This window comes from Streptomyces gobitricini (assembly GCF_039532985.1).
In the GTDB taxonomy this organism is placed as follows: Bacteria; Actinomycetota; Actinomycetes; order Streptomycetales; family Streptomycetaceae; genus Streptomyces; species Streptomyces gobitricini.
Window position 1 is genome coordinate 409,438 of record NZ_BAAASR010000013.1, and the last position, 15,928, is coordinate 425,365.

The window sequence follows — 15,928 nt, forward strand, 5'->3', positions numbered from 1 at the left end:
CCAAGTTGCCCTGACCCACAACGTCCCGCGAACGTACGCCTGTTCATCCTCATGGCCACCCTGATCGCGATGTTCGAGGGCTACGACCTGTCCGTGTACGGAGCCACCGTGCCGGCCCTGCTCCGTGAGCCCGGCTGGAACCTGTCCAAGGAAGAAGCGGGCGACACAGGATCGCTCGTCGCCGCCGGCATGCTGATCGGCGCGGGCATCGCCGGGGCCGCGGGACGGCGCCTGGGCAGCCGCCGACTGCTCCTGAGCGGCCTGTCGTTCTTCTCCCTGTGCATGCTCGGTTCCGCCCTGGCCGAGGGGCCGGACGCATTCGCCGCGTCCCGCCTCTTCGCCGGGATCGGTCTGGGCGTGGTGCTGCCCACGCTCACCGCCGCCGTGGGTGACATGTCCGCACCGCGCGTACGCGCCCGCAACATCGCCATCACCATGGCCGGCTCCTGCGTCGGCTCCCTCGGAGCACCGCTTCTCGGCTCGTGGCTGCTGCCGGACGTCTCCTTCCGTGTGCTGTATCTCGTCGGCGCCGCCGCTTTGCTCACCGTGGTGCCGTGGGCCTTCCTGCGTCTGCCCGAGAGCCCGCTGTACCTGGTGCGTACCGGCCGCGCCGACGAAGCCGCCCGGACCGCCGCCCGGTTCGGCCTGCCGGCCCCGCAACCGCCCGCCGCATCGCAGCCCAGGCACCGGTTCCTCGGGCTCGGCCCGCTGCTCCACCGCCCGCTGGTCGTCACCACCCTGCTGTTCTGGCTGATGACCTTCTGCGGGCTGCTGCTGATCTTCGGCTTCAGCACGTGGCTGCCGACGCTCATGCAGACCGGCGGCTTCTCCATCGGCTCGGCCCTGACCATGACGTGCCTGTCCTGGATCGGCGCGGGCGTCGGCATGGTGCCCGGAGGGGTGCTCGCCGACCGGCTCGGCCCCAAGCGCGTGGTGACCGGCGCTTTCCTTGTCGGTGCCGCCGGTCTGCTCGTGATCAGCCGGGGCCCGGCCGGCTGGATCCTGTACCTGTGCCTGCTCATGTGCGGCTTCGGGCTGCTGGCCTGCCAGGCGTTCGTCAACGCCTACCTGATCGGCTGCATGCCGGCGGACCTGCGCGTCCCGGCCCTCGGGTGGTCGCTGTCCGTCGGCCGGCTCGGCGCCATCGTCGGCCCCTCGCTCGGCGGGCGGATCCTCGACTCCGGGCTGGGCCTTGAATGGAATTTCTACTTCTTCGCCGCCACCGCCGCAGTCGGCGCCACGGCAGCGATCGCCGTGCCCACTCGCCCGGCCGGCCGCCCCGCCCCGCGCCGGACGACCGCTCCCATCGGCACGGCCGACAGCGCCGCAGCCGGCTGACCCCGTCTCCACCGGCTCCGCCGCCGCCTTCACCCCGCTCTGGCCTTCCCGCCGGGCCGGCCTCCACTCTCAGCCGAGCCCCTCACTCCGGAGGACCTCCGCCATGAAGAAGATCGCGATCGAAGAGCACTTCACCACCGCCGCCCTGGCCCACTACAGCCTGCCCGCCGCCGCCTTGTTCGACCCGCCCCAGTGGGACGCCTCCATGCGGGGACTGCTGGACTTCACCGACGTACGCCTGCCTCAGATGGACGAGCTCGGCATCGACATGGAGGTGCTGTCGCTGACCGCCCCCGGCATCCAGGCGGAAACCGACACGGCCGTGGCGGTCAAACGCGCCGCCGAGGCCAACGACTTCCTCGCCGAGATCACCCGCAAACACCCCACCCGCTTCTCCGGCTTCGCCGCACTGGCCCTGCAGGATCCGAACGGCGCCGCGGCGGAGCTGGAGCGCGCCGTCACCCAACTCGGCCTGCGTGGCGCCCTGATCAACGGCCACACGCACGGCGAGTACCTGGACGCGGACCGGTTCCGGCCGGTCTGGGAGCGCGCCGAGGGCCTCGGCGTACCGATCTACCTGCACCCTGCCAGCTCCTACGACGTGTGGCACAACCTACGCGGCCACGAGGAACTGATCGGGCCGATGTGGAGCTGGGGCGTGGAGACCGCCACCCACACCCTGCGCATCATCTTCGGCGGCGTCTTCGACCGCTTCCCCGACGCCACCCTCATCCTCGGCCACATGGGCGAAGGGCTCCCCGGCCACCTGTGGCGCCTCGACAGCCGATGGGACTTCCTCGACCAACGCGGCATCCACCTGGCCAAACCACGGCCCTCGGACTACATCCGCGACAACGTGATGATCACCACCAGTGGAGTGTGCACCCACGCGCCTCTTCTCGGCAGCCTGCTGGCGCTCGGTGCCGACCGCATCATGTTCTCCACGGACTACCCCCTGGAAAGCAACCACGACGCCGTCCGGTTCGTCGAGACGGCACCGATCAGCGAGACCGACCGCGCCAAGATCTGCCACCTCAACGCCGAGCGCCTGCTCCGGCTCTGATGAGTGGCCTCGCTCGTGATGACCCGCTCGTTCCGTCACACGCCGGTCGTGGGTCAAGCTCAGCGACGAGCGCAGGCCGGCCGCTTGCCCCGGTCGGGCAACCGCCCGGCGCAACCCTCCGCCGGACGGACAAGCGGCTGGAGCTCCGCCCAGCCGGTCGCCCTGCCCGGGGCCTGATTCCGCGAGGGCCGTCGTGGACGCCTCACTTCGGGCTCAGGGAGGGCGGCCGGCCCCACGGCACCTCCAGCGCCGCCCGCAGGGCATCGACCGCCTTCTGGCCGATCCGCTCGGCGAGCTGCTCCTCCAGCCGTTCAAGGATGACGGCGGCTTGGCGGTGTGCGCGTTCCCCTTCCTGGGTGCGCCGAATCAACCGCTGTCGGGCGGAGGCGGAGTCCGGGACTTGTTCGAGCAGCCCGGTGGCGACCAGGCCGTGCACGGCCTGATGCGCGGTCTGCCGGGTGACGCCCATGCGCCGGGCCAGCTCCGAGACCGTGGTGCCCTGGTCGTCCAGCACGGCGAAGAGCTGCGCCTGCGTCGGGGACACCGGCACGGCTCCGGCTGCTTCCAGGGCCGCCAGCAGCCCTTCTTCGAACCAGCGACGGGCCTCTCCGAGCAACTGGGGAAGGCTGTGGCGGGTGGACTGCATCTGTTCCTCACATGGGTGCCGGCTCAATACCCAGCGCTTGATCCCCGACACTCTCTTATGTCAGGCTACCTGACATTCTTCACGGAGTCCGATCACTGGAGAAACACATGACCATCGAGTACGCCACCCGCTACCGGCAGGCATCACGCATACCCGCGGAACCGGGCAAGCCCTACTTCATCGAGAAGGGGGAGGGAGACCGCGCCCACCTGTTCGGTGATCTGATCACCATCTACGCGGGCGGGGAGCAGACCGAGAACACCTTCAACTTCTTCACCGTCGAAGGCCCCAAGGGCGACCTCATCCCGGCCCACCTGCACGCCGATACCCATGAGGTCTTCTACATCACCCAAGGCGCGGTCCGGCTGTTCGTCGAGGACACCGAGGGCAACCAGCAGGAAAAACTGCTCACCCCAGGAGACTTCGGATTCGTACCGAAGAACTGCCGCCACGCCTACCGCATGGAGCGCCACCACAGCCAGGTCGTCGGCGTCGCCGCCGGCCCTGGAGGCACCTTCGAGCGGTTCTTCGAGAACCTTGGCGCGCCTGCCGAGCAACTGGGCCTGCCGCACCAGCCGGTCGTCCCCGCACCCCACAAGTTCGCCAGCGTTCCCGAGCAGTACGACGTGCGCTTCCTGCCCGACCACCAGTGGCGTACCCGATGACGGCAAGCGGGCCCTCGCTGCGGGAACTGATCGCCGCGCCCCACCCCGACCACGCCCCTCTACCGTCCGGCACACCGGGCGAGCCCGGCGTACGCGAACTGCGCGGCGTCCCCTACGGCAACGTCGAGGGCAGCCGTCCGCTGGAACTCGACCTGTGGCTGCCGGAGGCCGTCCAGGAGGAGCCTCTTCCGCTGGTGCTGTTCGTGCACGGCGGCGCCTGGCGTCGGGGCCGGCGCGACGACATGGGTATGCGCACACGCCACTGGATTCCCAGGCCCTTCGCGCGCATCGCGGCCGCCGGTCTCGCCGTCGCCTGCGTCGACTACCGGCTCAGCGGCGAGGCCACCTTCCCCGCCCCGCTGGACGACCTGCGCGCCGCACTGCGCTGGCTCACCCTGCGCTCCGAGGAACTCGGCATCGACACCGGGCGCACGGTCGTGTGGGGCGAGTCAGCCGGCGGACATCTCGCCTCTCTCCTCGCCCTGACCCACGCCGATCCACCACTGGCCGGCGCCGTCATCTGGTACGCACCGAGCGACCTCACCACCGTACGGGGGGGCTTCGCCCCCGATGACGCCGCCACCCCCGAGGGAGTCATGCTCGGCAGGGCCCCGTCAGCCGCCCCGGAGCTCGCCCGTGCGGCCAGCCCCCTCGTCCACGTCCACTCCGGCGCGCCACCGTTCCTCCTCGTCCACGGCGAGCAGGACACCATGGTGGACTGCTCACACAGCCAATCCCTCGCCGCGGCTCTGGACGGCGCCCGGGCACCGGTCGAGTTGCGGACAGTGCCGGGCGCCGACCACGGTTGGCACGGGCTTCCCGACGCCCAGGTGGAGGAGATCTTCACCCACGCCCTGGCCTTCGCCCGTCGTATCGTGGCCTGACCGCAGCCTGTGATCCCGTGCGCCCCGATCGAGGGCGGCGGCGTCGACCAGATGGTCGGCGCCGGGCGAGACCGGAGGGTTCTCCAGGAGGTAGCTGTCGTGGTCGACGTCGCGATCAACACGTCAGCATGCAACCCTGCAGATCTCACCAGCGTCCCGGCCGCCCTCGAACCGGCACCGGTGAACACAGCCGGAGCCCTGGGCACGCAGGGCAGCGAAGGCGTCAACCACCCCGGTATACGGCGCCCCTTCGGCACCTTCGGGCTCCCGGTAGAAGCTCCTCGGACAGCCCAAGCTCCTGATCAACACATGCAGTGCTACTCGTTCCGCCCCCCCACCACTGACGTCCAACGTCAGGACACGGGAAACCAGGTCGAGAGGTGCTTGGCGATGACCGGTACATCGAGGTTGTCCTGCGCGACTTCCTCGACGAACGGGCCGGCAATGGAGACGGGTGGCGGGACGGTACTGGCGCTGACGCCGTTGAACCGCAGGAAGACACGCATGGCGAGCCAGGCGGTGGGCTTGTTGCCGTCGATCAGCGCGTGATCGCGGGCGACGGAGTGCAGCAGCGCCGCAGCCTTCTCGTGCAGCGTGGGATACAACTCGGTTCCGAACACGTATCAAAGTGGCGCGGTCGGGCCACGTTCTCAGCTCCAAGCAACGTGGGCCGGATGGTCGCTCGCACCGCCCGCGGAGCCGGCAGCGGGGACGTCCGCTTCGAGCGTCAAGCATCTGCGAAAGAGCCTTTGAAGGCGTCGCCGATGCAAGCGCCTTGCTCACGAATCCGCAGGTCAGGCGTCCTTCTTCACCGGCTCCAGAATCGCCACGCACTCCACATGATGCGTCATCGGGAACAGGTCGAACGCCCGCAGCGTGCGCACCCGGTAGCCCGCCTCCGCGAAGTACGCCAGGTCGCGGGCGAGGGCCGCCGGGTCGCAGGCGACGTAGGCGACGCGGCGGGCGCCCAGCGACGCGAGGTGGCGGACCGTCTGCTTGCCGGCGCCGGCGCGGGGCGGGTCCAGGACGATGAGGTCGACCTCGGTGATGCCCGTGCGCGGGAGGGCCTGCTCCACCTTGCCCTGCTCGATGCGGACGCGCTCGAAGTGCTGGAGGTTGTGGCGGGCGTCCTCCACCGCGCGCTTGCCCGACTCGATGCCGAGGACCGCGCCCTTGTCGCCCACCCGGTCGGCGATCGCGCCCGCGAAGAGGCCGACGCCGCAGTAGAGGTCCAGGGCCGTGTCGCCCTTGCGGGGCAGGAGGCCCTGCATGACCGCGCGGACCAGGGTGTCGGCGGCCTGCGGGTGGACCTGCCAGAAGCCGCCGTTGCCGACGCGGTACGTGCGGTCGTCGGCGCGCTCGCGCACGAAGGGGCGGCCGTGGACGCGGTGCACTCCCCCGTCCTCGGCGACCCGCAGGACCGAGACCGGCCTGTCGAGCTCCACCAGAGGCAGGCGTGCGCCGGGGCGGGGCTCGAGGACGACCTGACGGTCCTGCGAACCGCTCGCGGCGATCGCGTCGACCGACGCCATTCCGGACCAGTCGCGCTGCTCGATGCCCAGCTCGCTGACGCCCGGCGCCGCGATCAGGCATCGGTCGATCGGCTGGACCTCGTGCGACCGGTGCTTGCGCAGCCCCGCGTGACCGGAGTCGTCGATCGCGTACTGCACACGCGTGCGCCAGGCGGGGACCTCGCCCGCCGGGACCTTGTCGCCCTCGGCCGGCATCACCGTTCCGTCCCAGCCGGCCTCCTCGGGCGTCAGGCCGGCGAGCCGCTTCAGCTGCTCGGCGACGACCTCACCCTTCAGACGGCGCTGGGCGCCGGGCTTGGCGTGCTGCCAGTCGCAGCCGCCGCACTTGCCGGGCCCGGCGTACGGGCAGGGCGCCTCGACCCGGTCCTTGGAGGCCTCCAGGACGCGTACGGCGTCGGCGCGCAGGAAACGGGAGTCCTCGTTCCCTTCCGTGACCCGTACGACGACCTTCTCGCCGGGCAGCGCGTGCCGGACGAAGAGGACGCGGCCCTCGTCGGTACGGGCGATGCAGTGGCCGCCATGCGCGACGGGGCCGACCTCGACCTCGTACTCCTCCCCGAGGAGGGAGGAGGGCTCGGGTGCGTTTGGCATGACGGGGTGACTCCAGGGGATGAGGGAGGGCTGCCAGGCGGCGGCAGCCCTCCAGTCTACGCGCCTGCGGGGTCAGCTCTTCGCCGTCGGCTCCTTGGGGCGCTCCACGGCGGGGCCGCGGCGCACCGAACCGGGCGCGTTCCACTCCTGGCGCTTCTTCGCCCGCTTCTTGGCGAGTTCGGAGGACTGGAGCTGGTACGGCACCGAGGTGACCATGACGCCCGGGGTGAACAGGAGCCGGCCCTTGAGGCGCAGCGCGCTCTGGTTGTGCAGCAGGTGCTCGTACCAGTGGCCGACGACGTACTCGGGAATGATCACGCTGACGGCGTCGCGCGGGCTCTCACGGCGGATGTTCTTGACGTACTCGATGACGGGCCGGGTGACTTCCCGGTACGGGGAGTCGAGGATCTTCAGCGGGACGTTGATGCCGCGCCGCTCCCACTCGGCCTTGAGCGCCTTGGTCTCGGCCGGGTCGACGTTGATGCTGAGCGCCTCGAGCTTGTCGGAGCGCATCAGCTTGGCGTACGCGACGGCCCGCAGCGTCGGCCGGTGGACCTTGGAGACCAGGACGATGGAGTGGACGCGGGACGGGCGGACGGTGTCGTCGCTCGGCTCGTCGGGAGCGGCGATCTCATCGGCGACCCGGTCGTAGTGCTTACGGATCGCGGTCATCGTCCCGTAGAAGATGACCATGCCGAGCAGGGCGACCCAGGCACCGTGGGTGAACTTCGTCGCGAGGACGACGACCAGGACCAGGCCGGTGAAGAACGCGCCGAAGGTGTTGATCGCGCGGGAGCGGATCATGCGGCGGCGGCGCGCGGGGTCGTGTTCGGTCTTCAGGTGGCGGTTCCAGTGGCGCACCATGCCGGTCTGGCTGAGCGTGAAGGAGACGAAGACACCGACGATGTAGAGCTGGATCAGCTTGGTGGAGTCCGCCCCGTACACCCACACCAGCAGCATGGCGGCACCGGCGAGGAGCACGATGCCGTTGGAGAACGCGAGCCGGTCGCCGCGCGTGTGGAGCTGGCGCGGCAGGTAGCGGTCCTGGGCGAGGATCGAGCCGAGGAGCGGGAAGCCGTTGTACGCGGTGTTCGCGGCGAGGAACAGCACGAGGGCGGTGGCCGCGGCGAGCAGGACGAAGAAGAAGGTGTGCTCGCCGAAGACCGCGGCGGCCACCTGCGAGATCACCGGGTTCTGTACGTAGTCCTCGCCGACCGGAACGCCGTCGCGGATGAGGTCGTGGGCCGGCTGCTCGGCCATCTTGACGTCGGTGGCCATCGCCAGGCCGATGATGCCGCAGAACATGGTCACGGCCAGACCGCCCATGAAAGCGAGGGTGGTCGCGGCGTTCCTGCTCTTGGGCTTGCGGAAGGCGGGGACGCCGTTGCTGATCGCCTCCACGCCGGTGAGCGCGGCACAGCCGGAGGAGAAGGCGCGCAGGAGCAGGAAGAGAAGGGCGAAACCCGCGAGGCCTTCGTGTTCGGGCCTGATCTCCAGGTCGGCGGTCGGCGCCCTCATGGTGTCGTCGAGGACGATTCCCTTGAACGCACCCCAGCCGATCATGATGAACACGCCGGCGACGAAGACATAGGTGGGAATCGCGAAGAGCTTCCCCGATTCCTTCACACCCCGCAGGTTCATGAGGGTGAGGAGAAGGATTATCGCTATGGCGGAGAAGACCTTGTGCTCGACGACGAAGGGAATGGCCGAACCGAGGTTCTCCACTCCGGAGGAGATGGATACGGCCACGGTGAGCACGTAGTCGACGAGGAGCGCGCTGGCGACGGTGAGACCGGCCTTCGGGCCGAGATTGGTGTTGGCGACCTCGTAGTCCCCGCCGCCGCTGGGATACGCGTGGACGTTCTGCCGGTAGGAGGCGACGACCGTGAACATCAGGACCACGACGGCGACCGCGATCCAGGGGCTGAAGTGGTATGCCGACACGCCCGCGATGGAGAGGACCAGCAGGACTTCTCCCGGCGCGTACGCCACCGAGGAAAGCGGGTCGGACGCGAAGACGGGGAGCGCGATGCGTTTGGGGAGAAGGGTTTCTCCCAGCCTGTCGCTGCGCAGCGCCCGGCCGATCAGGATCCGTTTGGGCACGTCGGTCAGTTTGGACACGCAGAGGATCGTAAGCGCTTGAAATGAGCCCGGCCCACCCACCACCCCTGGTTCCCGCAGAAACTTGCGCTCCCTTAACGCGGACGGCACGGAAGGCCGTGAGGCGTGCCACCGATCCGTCCGATCGCCCGGTTGCTCCGTGGTTTCGGCGACAACCGATCGGACGGCGGCCGCGTCCTGAACGGAGGGCGCCCCGTACCGATGAGTGGCCTGAAGAAGCCGAGGACGCGTCGGCCGCCTCGGATGAGGGCAACAGCGCGGAGGCGGCATAAGCTCGTCACCGGGCAACACCGCACGCAGGCTGAGAGAGAAGAGTGAGCAGGGTGTTTTCGCAGGTCAGTAAGATGACCAGGAGTGCGGGGTAAGCAGACGTGCACATCGTCATCATGGGCTGCGGGCGAGTGGGAGCCGCACTCGCGCAGACCCTGGAACAGCAGGGCCACACGGTCGCCGTCGTTGACCAGGATCCGACGGCTTTCCGACGCCTCGGTTCCGGCTTCGGCGGGCGCCGCGTCACCGGCGTCGGGTTCGACCAGGACACCCTGCGTGAAGCGGGGATCGAGGAGGCCGGGGCGTTCGCCGCGGTCAGCAGCGGCGACAACTCCAACATCATCGCGGCGCGGGTCGCCCGCGAGATGTTCGGCATCGAGAACGTCGCCGCCCGGATCTACGACCCCCGGCGCGCCGAGGTGTACCAGCGCCTGGGCATCCCGACGGTCGCCACCGTGCGCTGGACCGCCGACCAGATGCTGCGGCGGCTGCTGCCTTCCGGCGCCGAACCGCTGTGGCGGGACCCGAGCGGCGGTGTCCAGCTCGCCGAGGTGCACACGTCCCCCTCGTGGATCGGGCACAAGGTCAGCCGGCTGCAGGAGGAGACGGGCGTCCGCGTCGCCTTCCTCACCCGGCTGGGCGAGGCGGTCCTGCCGACGTCCCAGACGGTGTTGCAGGAGGGCGACCTGGTGCACGTGATGATGCGGACGGACGAGATCGAGAAGGTCGAGGCGGCGTTCGCCGAAGGCCCTGAGGAGGGCGGTCACTGATGCGGGTCGCTATTGCGGGCGCCGGTGCGGTGGGCCGTTCCATCGCGGGCGAGCTGCTGGAGAACGGGCACGAGGTGCTGCTCATCGACAAGGCGCCGACCGCGATCTCGGTGGAGCGGGTGCCGCAGGCGGAGTGGCTGCTGGCCGACGCGTGCGAGATCACCTCGCTGGACGAGGCCGCGCTGCAGCGCTGCAACGTCGTCATCGCGGCGACCGGCGACGACAAGGTCAACCTCGTCGTCTCGCTGCTCGCCAAGACCGAGTACGGCGTCCCCCGGGTCGTCGCCCGGGTGAACAACCCGAAGAACGAGTGGCTGTTCAACGAGTCCTGGGGCGTCGACGTCGCGGTCTCCACGCCGCGCCTGATGTCGGCGCTGGTGGAGGAGGCGGTGAGCGTCGGCGACCTGGTCCGGCTGCTGCGCTTCAGCCACGGCGACGCGAACCTCGTCGAGCTCACGCTCCCGCCGGAGTCGGCGGTCGCCGGTACGTCGGTGGGGGACGTCGCCTGGCCGCAGGACACGTCGCTGGTGACGATCATCCGCGGCTCGCGCGTCCTGACGCCGAGCGCGGAGGAGACGCTGGAGTCCGGCGACGAACTGCTCTTCGTCGCGGCCCAGGCCCGCGAGGAGCAGCTGGAGGACTTGCTGTCCGTTCGCCGCGAGGACGCCACGGGCGGCTGACTCCGCACGGTACGACGAGGGGCTCGGGACGGCGTACGTTCCGGGCCCTTCCTCGTACGGGCAGGCCGGGGCCCCGACGAGCGGCTCGGCACCGCGTACGGTTCCGGGCCCTTCCTCGTACGGGCAGGCCGGGGCCCCGACGAACGGCTCGGCCCCCCGTACGTTCCGGGCCCTTCCTCGTACGGGCAGGCCGGGGCCCGAGGAGCGAGGCTCAGGACCACGTACGTCCGGTGCCCCTGCGCCGACCGGTCGGGACGAGAGGCCGCGCTCCGGCGGGACGGGCGGGCCGTGGCGGGCGAGCGATCCGTGGCAGCCGCCGACCCTGCGGGCGGCCCGCTGCGGGCGGTGAGGCGACCGGCGGGCGAGTCGCCCGGCCGCGCGACCGGCGAGCGGGCGGCGGCCACGGGACCGGTGGACGTTTCGCGGTCGGTACGTACGCGGGCGAGGGCGCGTACCGCGAGCGGGGCACCGACGCCCAGCCGCTCCCCGGGCGGGCCCGCCGCGCCGGGCGTGCCCGTCGGCCGGGCGGCTGGGGCGGGTGGCCCGGCAGGCCACACCAGGGCGAGGGTCCCGCGGCTCGAGGGGCCCGGGCGTCAGGCCCCGCGGTGGTGTGGGGCTACGGCTGCGCGGCCCGGGCCGCGGCGGCCTTGCGCTCTGCCGCGGCGCGCTCCTCCGCCTCCATCTCCGCGAACACGTCGATCGGCGGCGGCGCCTTCGCCAGGAACAGCCACGTCAGGTAGACCGCGAGCAGGAACGGCGGGATCTTCAGGGCGACCAGCACCCAGCCGAGCTGTGTGGTGTCCGCCCACCAGTACAGCGGGAAGAGGATCGCGCACTTGGCGAGCAGGATCAGACCCCACGCCCAGCTGGCCTTGGCGTACGCCTTCTTGCGGCCGGGGTTGCGGGTGCGCCAGGAGAGGTTCTCCTTGAAGACCGGGCCGAGCATCAGGCCGATCAGCGGGACGCCCGCCAGAGTGGAGACGATGTACGCCACCGCCAGGCCCAGCGTGTAGAGCATGCCGGGCAGGTAGAAGTCCTTGGCGTTGCCGGTCATCATCGCGAAGACCACGCCGAAGGCGACGCCGAAGACGCCGCTGAAGGCGTGCTTCACGGTGTCGCGGCGGATCAGGCGGACCGCGACGAGAAGCAGGGACACGCCCAGTGCCGCGATGGCCGACAGGTGCAGGTCCTTGTTGACCGTGTAGATCGTGACGAAGAGCAGGCCGGGGAGGACGGTCTCCACCATGCCGCGTACGCCGCCGAAGGCGTCGAACAGGGCCGCTTCCGTCACGGCCTTCGAGTCGTGCGCGCCCTGGGGGGCGTCCTGGTCGGTGGTGGTCGGCTTGTCGAGTGACGTCACCGGCTACTCCTGTCCGAGCGGTCGGAGTTCGTATTTGGGATTGAAGAGGACCCTGCGACCCTGGCTCATGGATATCCGGCCGGAGGCGATGAGCTTGCGGCCCGGCTCTATGCCCGCGATGGAACGGCGGCCCAGCCACACCACGTCCAGCGGGGCCGTGCCGTCGAAGAGCTCCGCCTCCAGGGCGGGCACACCGGCCCGCGGGCGCAGAGTGACCGTCCGCAAGGTACCAGTCACCTTGACTATCTGCCGGTCGTCGCAGTCCGAGATACGGATGCACCCCGAAGCCTGCGTGTCCTCCCGCAGCTCCTCCGACTCGAGATCCCCCTGGGAGCTGGACAACCGGTCGAACATCCGGCGGAAACGGCCGGCCTGCTTCTCGGCTCGCGGTGCAGCACTCATACCCAAAGCGTACCGGCCCCCACTGTCGGGGAATCAGCGCTCGAACCGGTATCCCATGCCGGGCTCGGTGATGAAGTGCTCGGGGTGCGAGGGGTCCGCCTCCAGCTTGCGGCGCAGCTGTGCCATGTAGACCCGCAGATAGTTGGTCTCGGTGCCGTACGAGGGCCCCCACACCTCCTGGAGCAGCCGCTTCTGGCTGACCAGCCGGCCGCCGTTGCGGACGAGCACCTCCAGCAGGTGCCACTCGGTGGGGGTCAGCCGGACGTCCCGCCCGTCGCGCTGCACCTTCTTCGCCGCGAGGTCGACGGTGAAGCCGGGGGTCTCGACGACGACCGTGCCGTCGTCGCCGTTGCCCACCGGCTCGGCCCGGCGTACGGCGGCGCGCAGCCGTGCCAGCAGCTCGTCCATGCCGAAGGGCTTGGTGACGTAGTCGTCGGCGCCCGCGTCCAGGGCCTCGACCTTCTCGTCGGAGGTCTGGCGGGCGGAGAGCACCAGGATCGGTACGCGGGTCCAGCCGCGCAGCCCCTTGATCACCTCGACGCCGTCCATGTCGGGCAGGCCCAGGTCGAGGATGACGACGTCGGGGTGACGGCCGGCGGCCAGTTCGAGCGCCGTGGCGCCGTCGGGCGCCGCGTCGACCTCGTACTTCCGTGCCCTCAGGTTGATCACGAGGGCGCGTACGATCTGCGGCTCGTCGTCGACCACGAGCACCCGCGTCATGAGGGGCCTGCTTTCTCCAGCGAGGGGACTTGGGGAGCGGCGGTGGCCGGGGCGGCCGCCGCCTTGAGCGTGAGGACCATCGTCAGGCCGCCGCCCGGGGTGTCCTCGGCCGTGATGGTGCCGCCCATCGCCTCGACGAAGCCGCGCGCGACGGCGAGGCCGAGGCCTACTCCGGCGCCGCGCGGCGCGTCGCCGTAGCGCTGGAACGGGGCGAATATCCGGTCCTTGGCGTCGTCGGGCACGCCGGTGCCCCGGTCCACGACCCGGAGCTCCACACGGTCGGCCATGGCGCTGGCGGACACCAGGACCGGTGCGGCGTCCGGGCTGTACTTGACGGCGTTCTCGACGACGTTGGCGACGGCGCGTTCCAGCAGGCCCTTGTCGACCTCGACCATGGGCAGGCTCTCGGGAACGTCCAGCTCCGCGCTGCCGTCCGGGACGCCGCCGAGCGCCATGGGGACCACCTCGTCGAGGTCGACGGCCCTGATCAGGGGCGTGACCGTACCGGTCTGGAGGCGGGACATGTCCAGGAGGTTGCCGACCAGGTGGTCGAGCCGGTCGGCACCCGCCTCGATGCCTTCGAGGAGTTCGGCGCGGTCCTCCTCGGACCACTCCACGTCGTCGGACCGCAGCGACGACACCGCCGCCTTGATGCCGGCGAGCGGGGTACGGAGGTCATGGCTGACGGCCGCCAGCAGCGATGTACGGATCTTGTTGCCCTCGGCGAGCTTGCGGGCCTCCTCGGCCTCCCCGACCAGCCGCTGCCGGTCGAGTACGACGGCGGCCTGGGCGGCGAAGGCCCCCAGCACCCGGCGGTCCTCGGCGGGCAGGACGCGGCCCGACAGGGCGAGCGCCATGTGGTCGCCCACCGGCATGTCGACGTCGGCGTCCTCGGGGCGTGCCACGGGCCGGCGGCCGACGCTGCCCGCGCGGGTCCACGGTTCGACGTCGTTCTCGCGTTCCAGCAGCGCCACCGATTCCATGGAGAACGTCTCGCGGACCCGTTCCAGCAGGGCGTCCAGGGCGGTCTCGCCGCGCAGCACGCTGCCGGCCAGGAAGGACAGCACCTCGGACTCGGCGCGCAGCCGTGCCGCCTGGTGGGTGCGGCGGGCGGCCAGGTCCACGACGGAGGCGACCGAGACGGCGACCCCGAAGAAGACGGCGATCGCGACGACGTTCCTGGGGTCGGCGATGGTGAACCGGTACAGCGGCGGGGCGAAGAACCAGTTGAGGAGGAGGGAGCCGCAGGCGGCCGACGCCAGGGACGGTGCCAGTCCGCCGAGCAGCGCGGACGTCACGGTCAGCGACAGGAACAGCAGCATGTCGTTGGCGAGGCCGGGGTCCGCCTCGATGTGGGTGAGCAGCAGGGCGAGCAGGGCGGGGCCGGCGACGCCGGTCAGCCAGCCCCAGATGATCCGGGACCGGCCGAGGCGGGCACCGCGCGCGACGGGCAGGCCGCGGCCTCTGGCGACCTCCTCGTGGGTGACGATGTGGACGTCGAGGTCGGGCCCGGAGTCGCGGGCGACGGTGGCGCCGACGCCGGGACCGAACACGTACTGCCACGTCTTGCGGCGGCTGGAGCCGAGCACGATCTGCGTGGCGTTGACCCCGCGCGCGAACTCCAGCAGCGCCGGGGGGACGTCGTCGCCGATGACGTGGTGGAAGGAGCCGCCGAGGTCCTCGACGAGGGTGCGCTGGACGGCCAGCTCCTTGGGGGACGCGGACGTCAGGCCGTCGCTGCGGGCGATGTAGACGGCGAGGATCTCGCTGCCGGAGCCCTTGGCGGCCATCCGGGCGGCGCGGCGGATCAGGGTGCGGCCCTCGGGTCCGCCGGTGAGGCCGACGACGATGCGCTCGCGCGCCTGCCAGGTGGTGCGGATGTTGTGCTCGCCGCGGTACTGCTGGAGGTATTCGTCGACCCGGTCGGCGGTCCACAGGAGCGCGAGCTCGCGCAGGGCGGTGAGGTTGCCGGGGCGGAAGTAGTTGGAGAGGGCCGCGTCGACCTTGTCCGGTTTGTAGATGTTGCCGTGGGCCATGCGGCGGCGCAGCGCCTGGGGCGACATGTCGACCAGCTCGATCTGGTCGGCGCGCCGGACGACCTCGTCGGGGACGGTCTCCTGCTGTCGTACGCCGGTTATGGACTCGACGACGTCGCCCAGCGACTCCAGGTGCTGGATGTTGACGGTGGAGATGACGTCGATACCGGCGGCGAGCAGCTCCTCGACGTCCTGCCAGCGCTTGGCGTTGCGGGCGCCGGGGACGTTGGTGTGGGCCAGCTCGTCCACGAGGACGACGGCGGGCCGCCGCTCCAGCACCGCGTCCACGTCCATCTCGGCGACGACGGTGCCCCGGTGGGCGAGCTCCTTGCGCGGTACTTGTTCGAGGCCGTGGAGCATCGCTTCCGTACGGGGCCGGTCGTGGTGCTCGACGAAGGCGACGGCGCAGTCGGTACCGCGTCCGACGCGTCGGTGTGCCTCGGAGAGCATCGCGTACGTCTTGCCGACGCCCGGTGCCGCACCGAGGTATATCCGAAGCTTGCCGCGTCCCATGGCCTCATTGTCGCTGTGTGTCGTTCGACTGCTTGTGCGTAGACCTTACGACCAGGTGCTCCGGCAAATAGGACAGGGAGGTCGCTTCCCGGACCCTTTGACGGGATTCTGATGCCCCGCAGGGCGCCGGACGGAGCCCCGTACCGCTCGGCGCACAGGGCCGCCGGTCACGCGCGGCGGCAGACCGTACCCGGCGGCACCCGGGGCGGCGGTGTCCGGCCTGCCGGAGAGCATGCCGCCGCGCCCCGCGCCGCCCCTGGCACGACGCGGCCACGCGGGCCGCGGGGCCCGCGGCGGCAGGGCCCGGGAGCCGTGCGTCGTGCGTGGCGGCGAGGGC

13 protein-coding genes and 1 pseudogene are annotated in these 15,928 nt (G+C 70.9%); 6 read left to right on the forward strand and 8 right to left on the reverse strand.

The genetic code is table 11. The features are described from left to right. Positions 1 to 51: 51 nt before the first annotated feature. Together ABD347_RS11390 and ABD347_RS11395 are read left to right on the forward strand one after the other, a co-directional pair. Entirely contained in the window at positions 52 to 1,338 is a 1,287-nt protein-coding gene (locus ABD347_RS11390; RefSeq protein ID WP_344359779.1) for an MFS transporter, read from the forward strand. Positions 1,339 to 1,441: 103 nt separating this feature from the next. After that, positions 1,442 to 2,401: an amidohydrolase family protein gene (locus ABD347_RS11395; protein WP_344359781.1), complete on the forward strand. Its 960-nt coding sequence runs from the start codon at positions 1,442 to 1,444 to the stop codon at positions 2,399 to 2,401. A 202-nt stretch (positions 2,402 to 2,603) separates the two neighbouring features. On the opposite strand, the gene ABD347_RS11400 is transcribed toward ABD347_RS11395, so the two are convergent. After that, on the reverse strand, positions 2,604 to 3,047 hold the full coding sequence (locus ABD347_RS11400) for a MarR family winged helix-turn-helix transcriptional regulator (protein ID WP_344359783.1): 444 nt from the start codon (positions 3,045 to 3,047) through the stop codon (positions 2,604 to 2,606). Between the two features lie 107 nt (positions 3,048 to 3,154). On the opposite strand from ABD347_RS11400, the gene ABD347_RS11405 reads away from it, so the two are divergent. Both ABD347_RS11405 and ABD347_RS11410 read left to right on the forward strand, forming a co-directional pair. Then, entirely contained in the window at positions 3,155 to 3,712 is a 558-nt protein-coding gene (locus ABD347_RS11405) for a quercetin 2,3-dioxygenase (protein ID WP_344359785.1), read from the forward strand. Next, positions 3,709 to 4,596 (forward strand): alpha/beta hydrolase fold domain-containing protein, encoded by an 888-nt coding sequence (locus ABD347_RS11410; protein ID WP_344359787.1) that lies wholly within the window; start codon positions 3,709 to 3,711, stop codon positions 4,594 to 4,596. Before ABD347_RS11405 ends, ABD347_RS11410 begins: the two co-directional genes overlap by 4 nt. Positions 4,597 to 4,949: 353 nt before the next feature. Here the strand turns inward: ABD347_RS11410 and ABD347_RS11415 are convergent. The 3 genes and pseudogenes from ABD347_RS11415 to ABD347_RS11425 all read right to left on the reverse strand — a co-directional run. After that, a pseudogene (locus ABD347_RS11415) lies at positions 4,950 to 5,216 on the reverse strand (type II toxin-antitoxin system death-on-curing family toxin); the annotation flags it as partial. 174 nt (positions 5,217 to 5,390) lie between these two features. After that, positions 5,391 to 6,719, reverse strand: a complete 1,329-nt coding sequence (locus ABD347_RS11420) for a class I SAM-dependent RNA methyltransferase (RefSeq protein ID WP_344359789.1) — start codon at positions 6,717 to 6,719, stop codon at positions 5,391 to 5,393. A gap of 72 nt (positions 6,720 to 6,791) precedes the next feature. Continuing rightward, on the reverse strand, positions 6,792 to 8,840 hold the full coding sequence (locus tag ABD347_RS11425) for an APC family permease (RefSeq protein ID WP_344359791.1): 2,049 nt from the start codon (positions 8,838 to 8,840) through the stop codon (positions 6,792 to 6,794). Positions 8,841 to 9,211: 371 nt separating this feature from the next. Here ABD347_RS11425 and ABD347_RS11430 point away from each other — a divergent pair, with 371 nt between their 5' ends. Both ABD347_RS11430 and ABD347_RS11435 read left to right on the forward strand, forming a co-directional pair. Continuing rightward, the gene (locus ABD347_RS11430) at positions 9,212 to 9,880 is read left to right on the forward strand and encodes a potassium channel family protein (RefSeq protein WP_064071475.1); all 669 of its coding nucleotides are present in this window, start codon (positions 9,212 to 9,214) and stop codon (positions 9,878 to 9,880) included. Further along, positions 9,880 to 10,560 (forward strand): potassium channel family protein, encoded by a 681-nt coding sequence (locus ABD347_RS11435; RefSeq protein WP_344359793.1) that lies wholly within the window; start codon positions 9,880 to 9,882, stop codon positions 10,558 to 10,560. Before ABD347_RS11430 ends, ABD347_RS11435 begins: the two co-directional genes overlap by 1 nt. 616 nt (positions 10,561 to 11,176) lie before the next feature. Here the strand turns inward: ABD347_RS11435 and ABD347_RS11440 are convergent. Genes ABD347_RS11440 through ABD347_RS11455 form a run of 4 tightly spaced genes read right to left on the reverse strand, consistent with a single transcriptional unit; the run spans position 11,177 to position 15,591 of the window. Beyond that, positions 11,177 to 11,920 (reverse strand): DUF3159 domain-containing protein, encoded by a 744-nt coding sequence (locus tag ABD347_RS11440; protein ID WP_344359794.1) that lies wholly within the window; start codon positions 11,918 to 11,920, stop codon positions 11,177 to 11,179. Between the two features lie 3 nt (positions 11,921 to 11,923). Beyond that, positions 11,924 to 12,322, reverse strand: a complete 399-nt coding sequence (locus tag ABD347_RS11445) for an OB-fold nucleic acid binding domain-containing protein (protein WP_344359795.1) — start codon at positions 12,320 to 12,322, stop codon at positions 11,924 to 11,926. Positions 12,323 to 12,355: 33 nt separating this feature from the next. Further along, positions 12,356 to 13,042, reverse strand: coding sequence for a response regulator (locus tag ABD347_RS11450; protein WP_344359796.1), 687 nt, complete (start codon positions 13,040 to 13,042; stop codon positions 12,356 to 12,358). After that, positions 13,039 to 15,591 carry a DUF4118 domain-containing protein gene (locus ABD347_RS11455; RefSeq protein WP_344359797.1) on the reverse strand — a complete coding sequence of 851 codons (2,553 nt, stop codon included), beginning with the start codon at positions 15,589 to 15,591 and terminating at the stop codon, positions 13,039 to 13,041. Before ABD347_RS11455 ends, ABD347_RS11450 begins: the two co-directional genes overlap by 4 nt. Positions 15,592 to 15,928: the final 337 nt, after the last annotated feature.

What these genes read in the sequence shown, in the direction of transcription:
- ABD347_RS11410 (WP_344359787.1), top strand. Translation starts at nt 3,709, where the DNA reads ATGACGGCAAGCGGGCCCTCGCTGCGGGAACTGATCGCCGCGCCCCAC.
- ABD347_RS11405 (WP_344359785.1), top strand. Translation starts at nt 3,155, where the DNA reads ATGACCATCGAGTACGCCACCCGCTACCGGCAGGCATCACGCATACCC.
- ABD347_RS11400 (WP_344359783.1), bottom strand. Translation starts at nt 3,047, where the DNA reads ATGCAGTCCACCCGCCACAGCCTTCCCCAGTTGCTCGGAGAGGCCCGT.
- ABD347_RS11395 (WP_344359781.1), top strand. Translation starts at nt 1,442, where the DNA reads ATGAAGAAGATCGCGATCGAAGAGCACTTCACCACCGCCGCCCTGGCC.
- ABD347_RS11435 (WP_344359793.1), top strand. Translation starts at nt 9,880, where the DNA reads ATGCGGGTCGCTATTGCGGGCGCCGGTGCGGTGGGCCGTTCCATCGCG.
- ABD347_RS11445 (WP_344359795.1), bottom strand. Translation starts at nt 12,322, where the DNA reads ATGAGTGCTGCACCGCGAGCCGAGAAGCAGGCCGGCCGTTTCCGCCGG.
- ABD347_RS11455 (WP_344359797.1), bottom strand. Translation starts at nt 15,591, where the DNA reads ATGGGACGCGGCAAGCTTCGGATATACCTCGGTGCGGCACCGGGCGTC.
- ABD347_RS11450 (WP_344359796.1), bottom strand. Translation starts at nt 13,042, where the DNA reads ATGACGCGGGTGCTCGTGGTCGACGACGAGCCGCAGATCGTACGCGCC.
- ABD347_RS11390 (WP_344359779.1), top strand. Translation starts at nt 52, where the DNA reads ATGGCCACCCTGATCGCGATGTTCGAGGGCTACGACCTGTCCGTGTAC.
- ABD347_RS11420 (WP_344359789.1), bottom strand. Translation starts at nt 6,719, where the DNA reads ATGCCAAACGCACCCGAGCCCTCCTCCCTCCTCGGGGAGGAGTACGAG.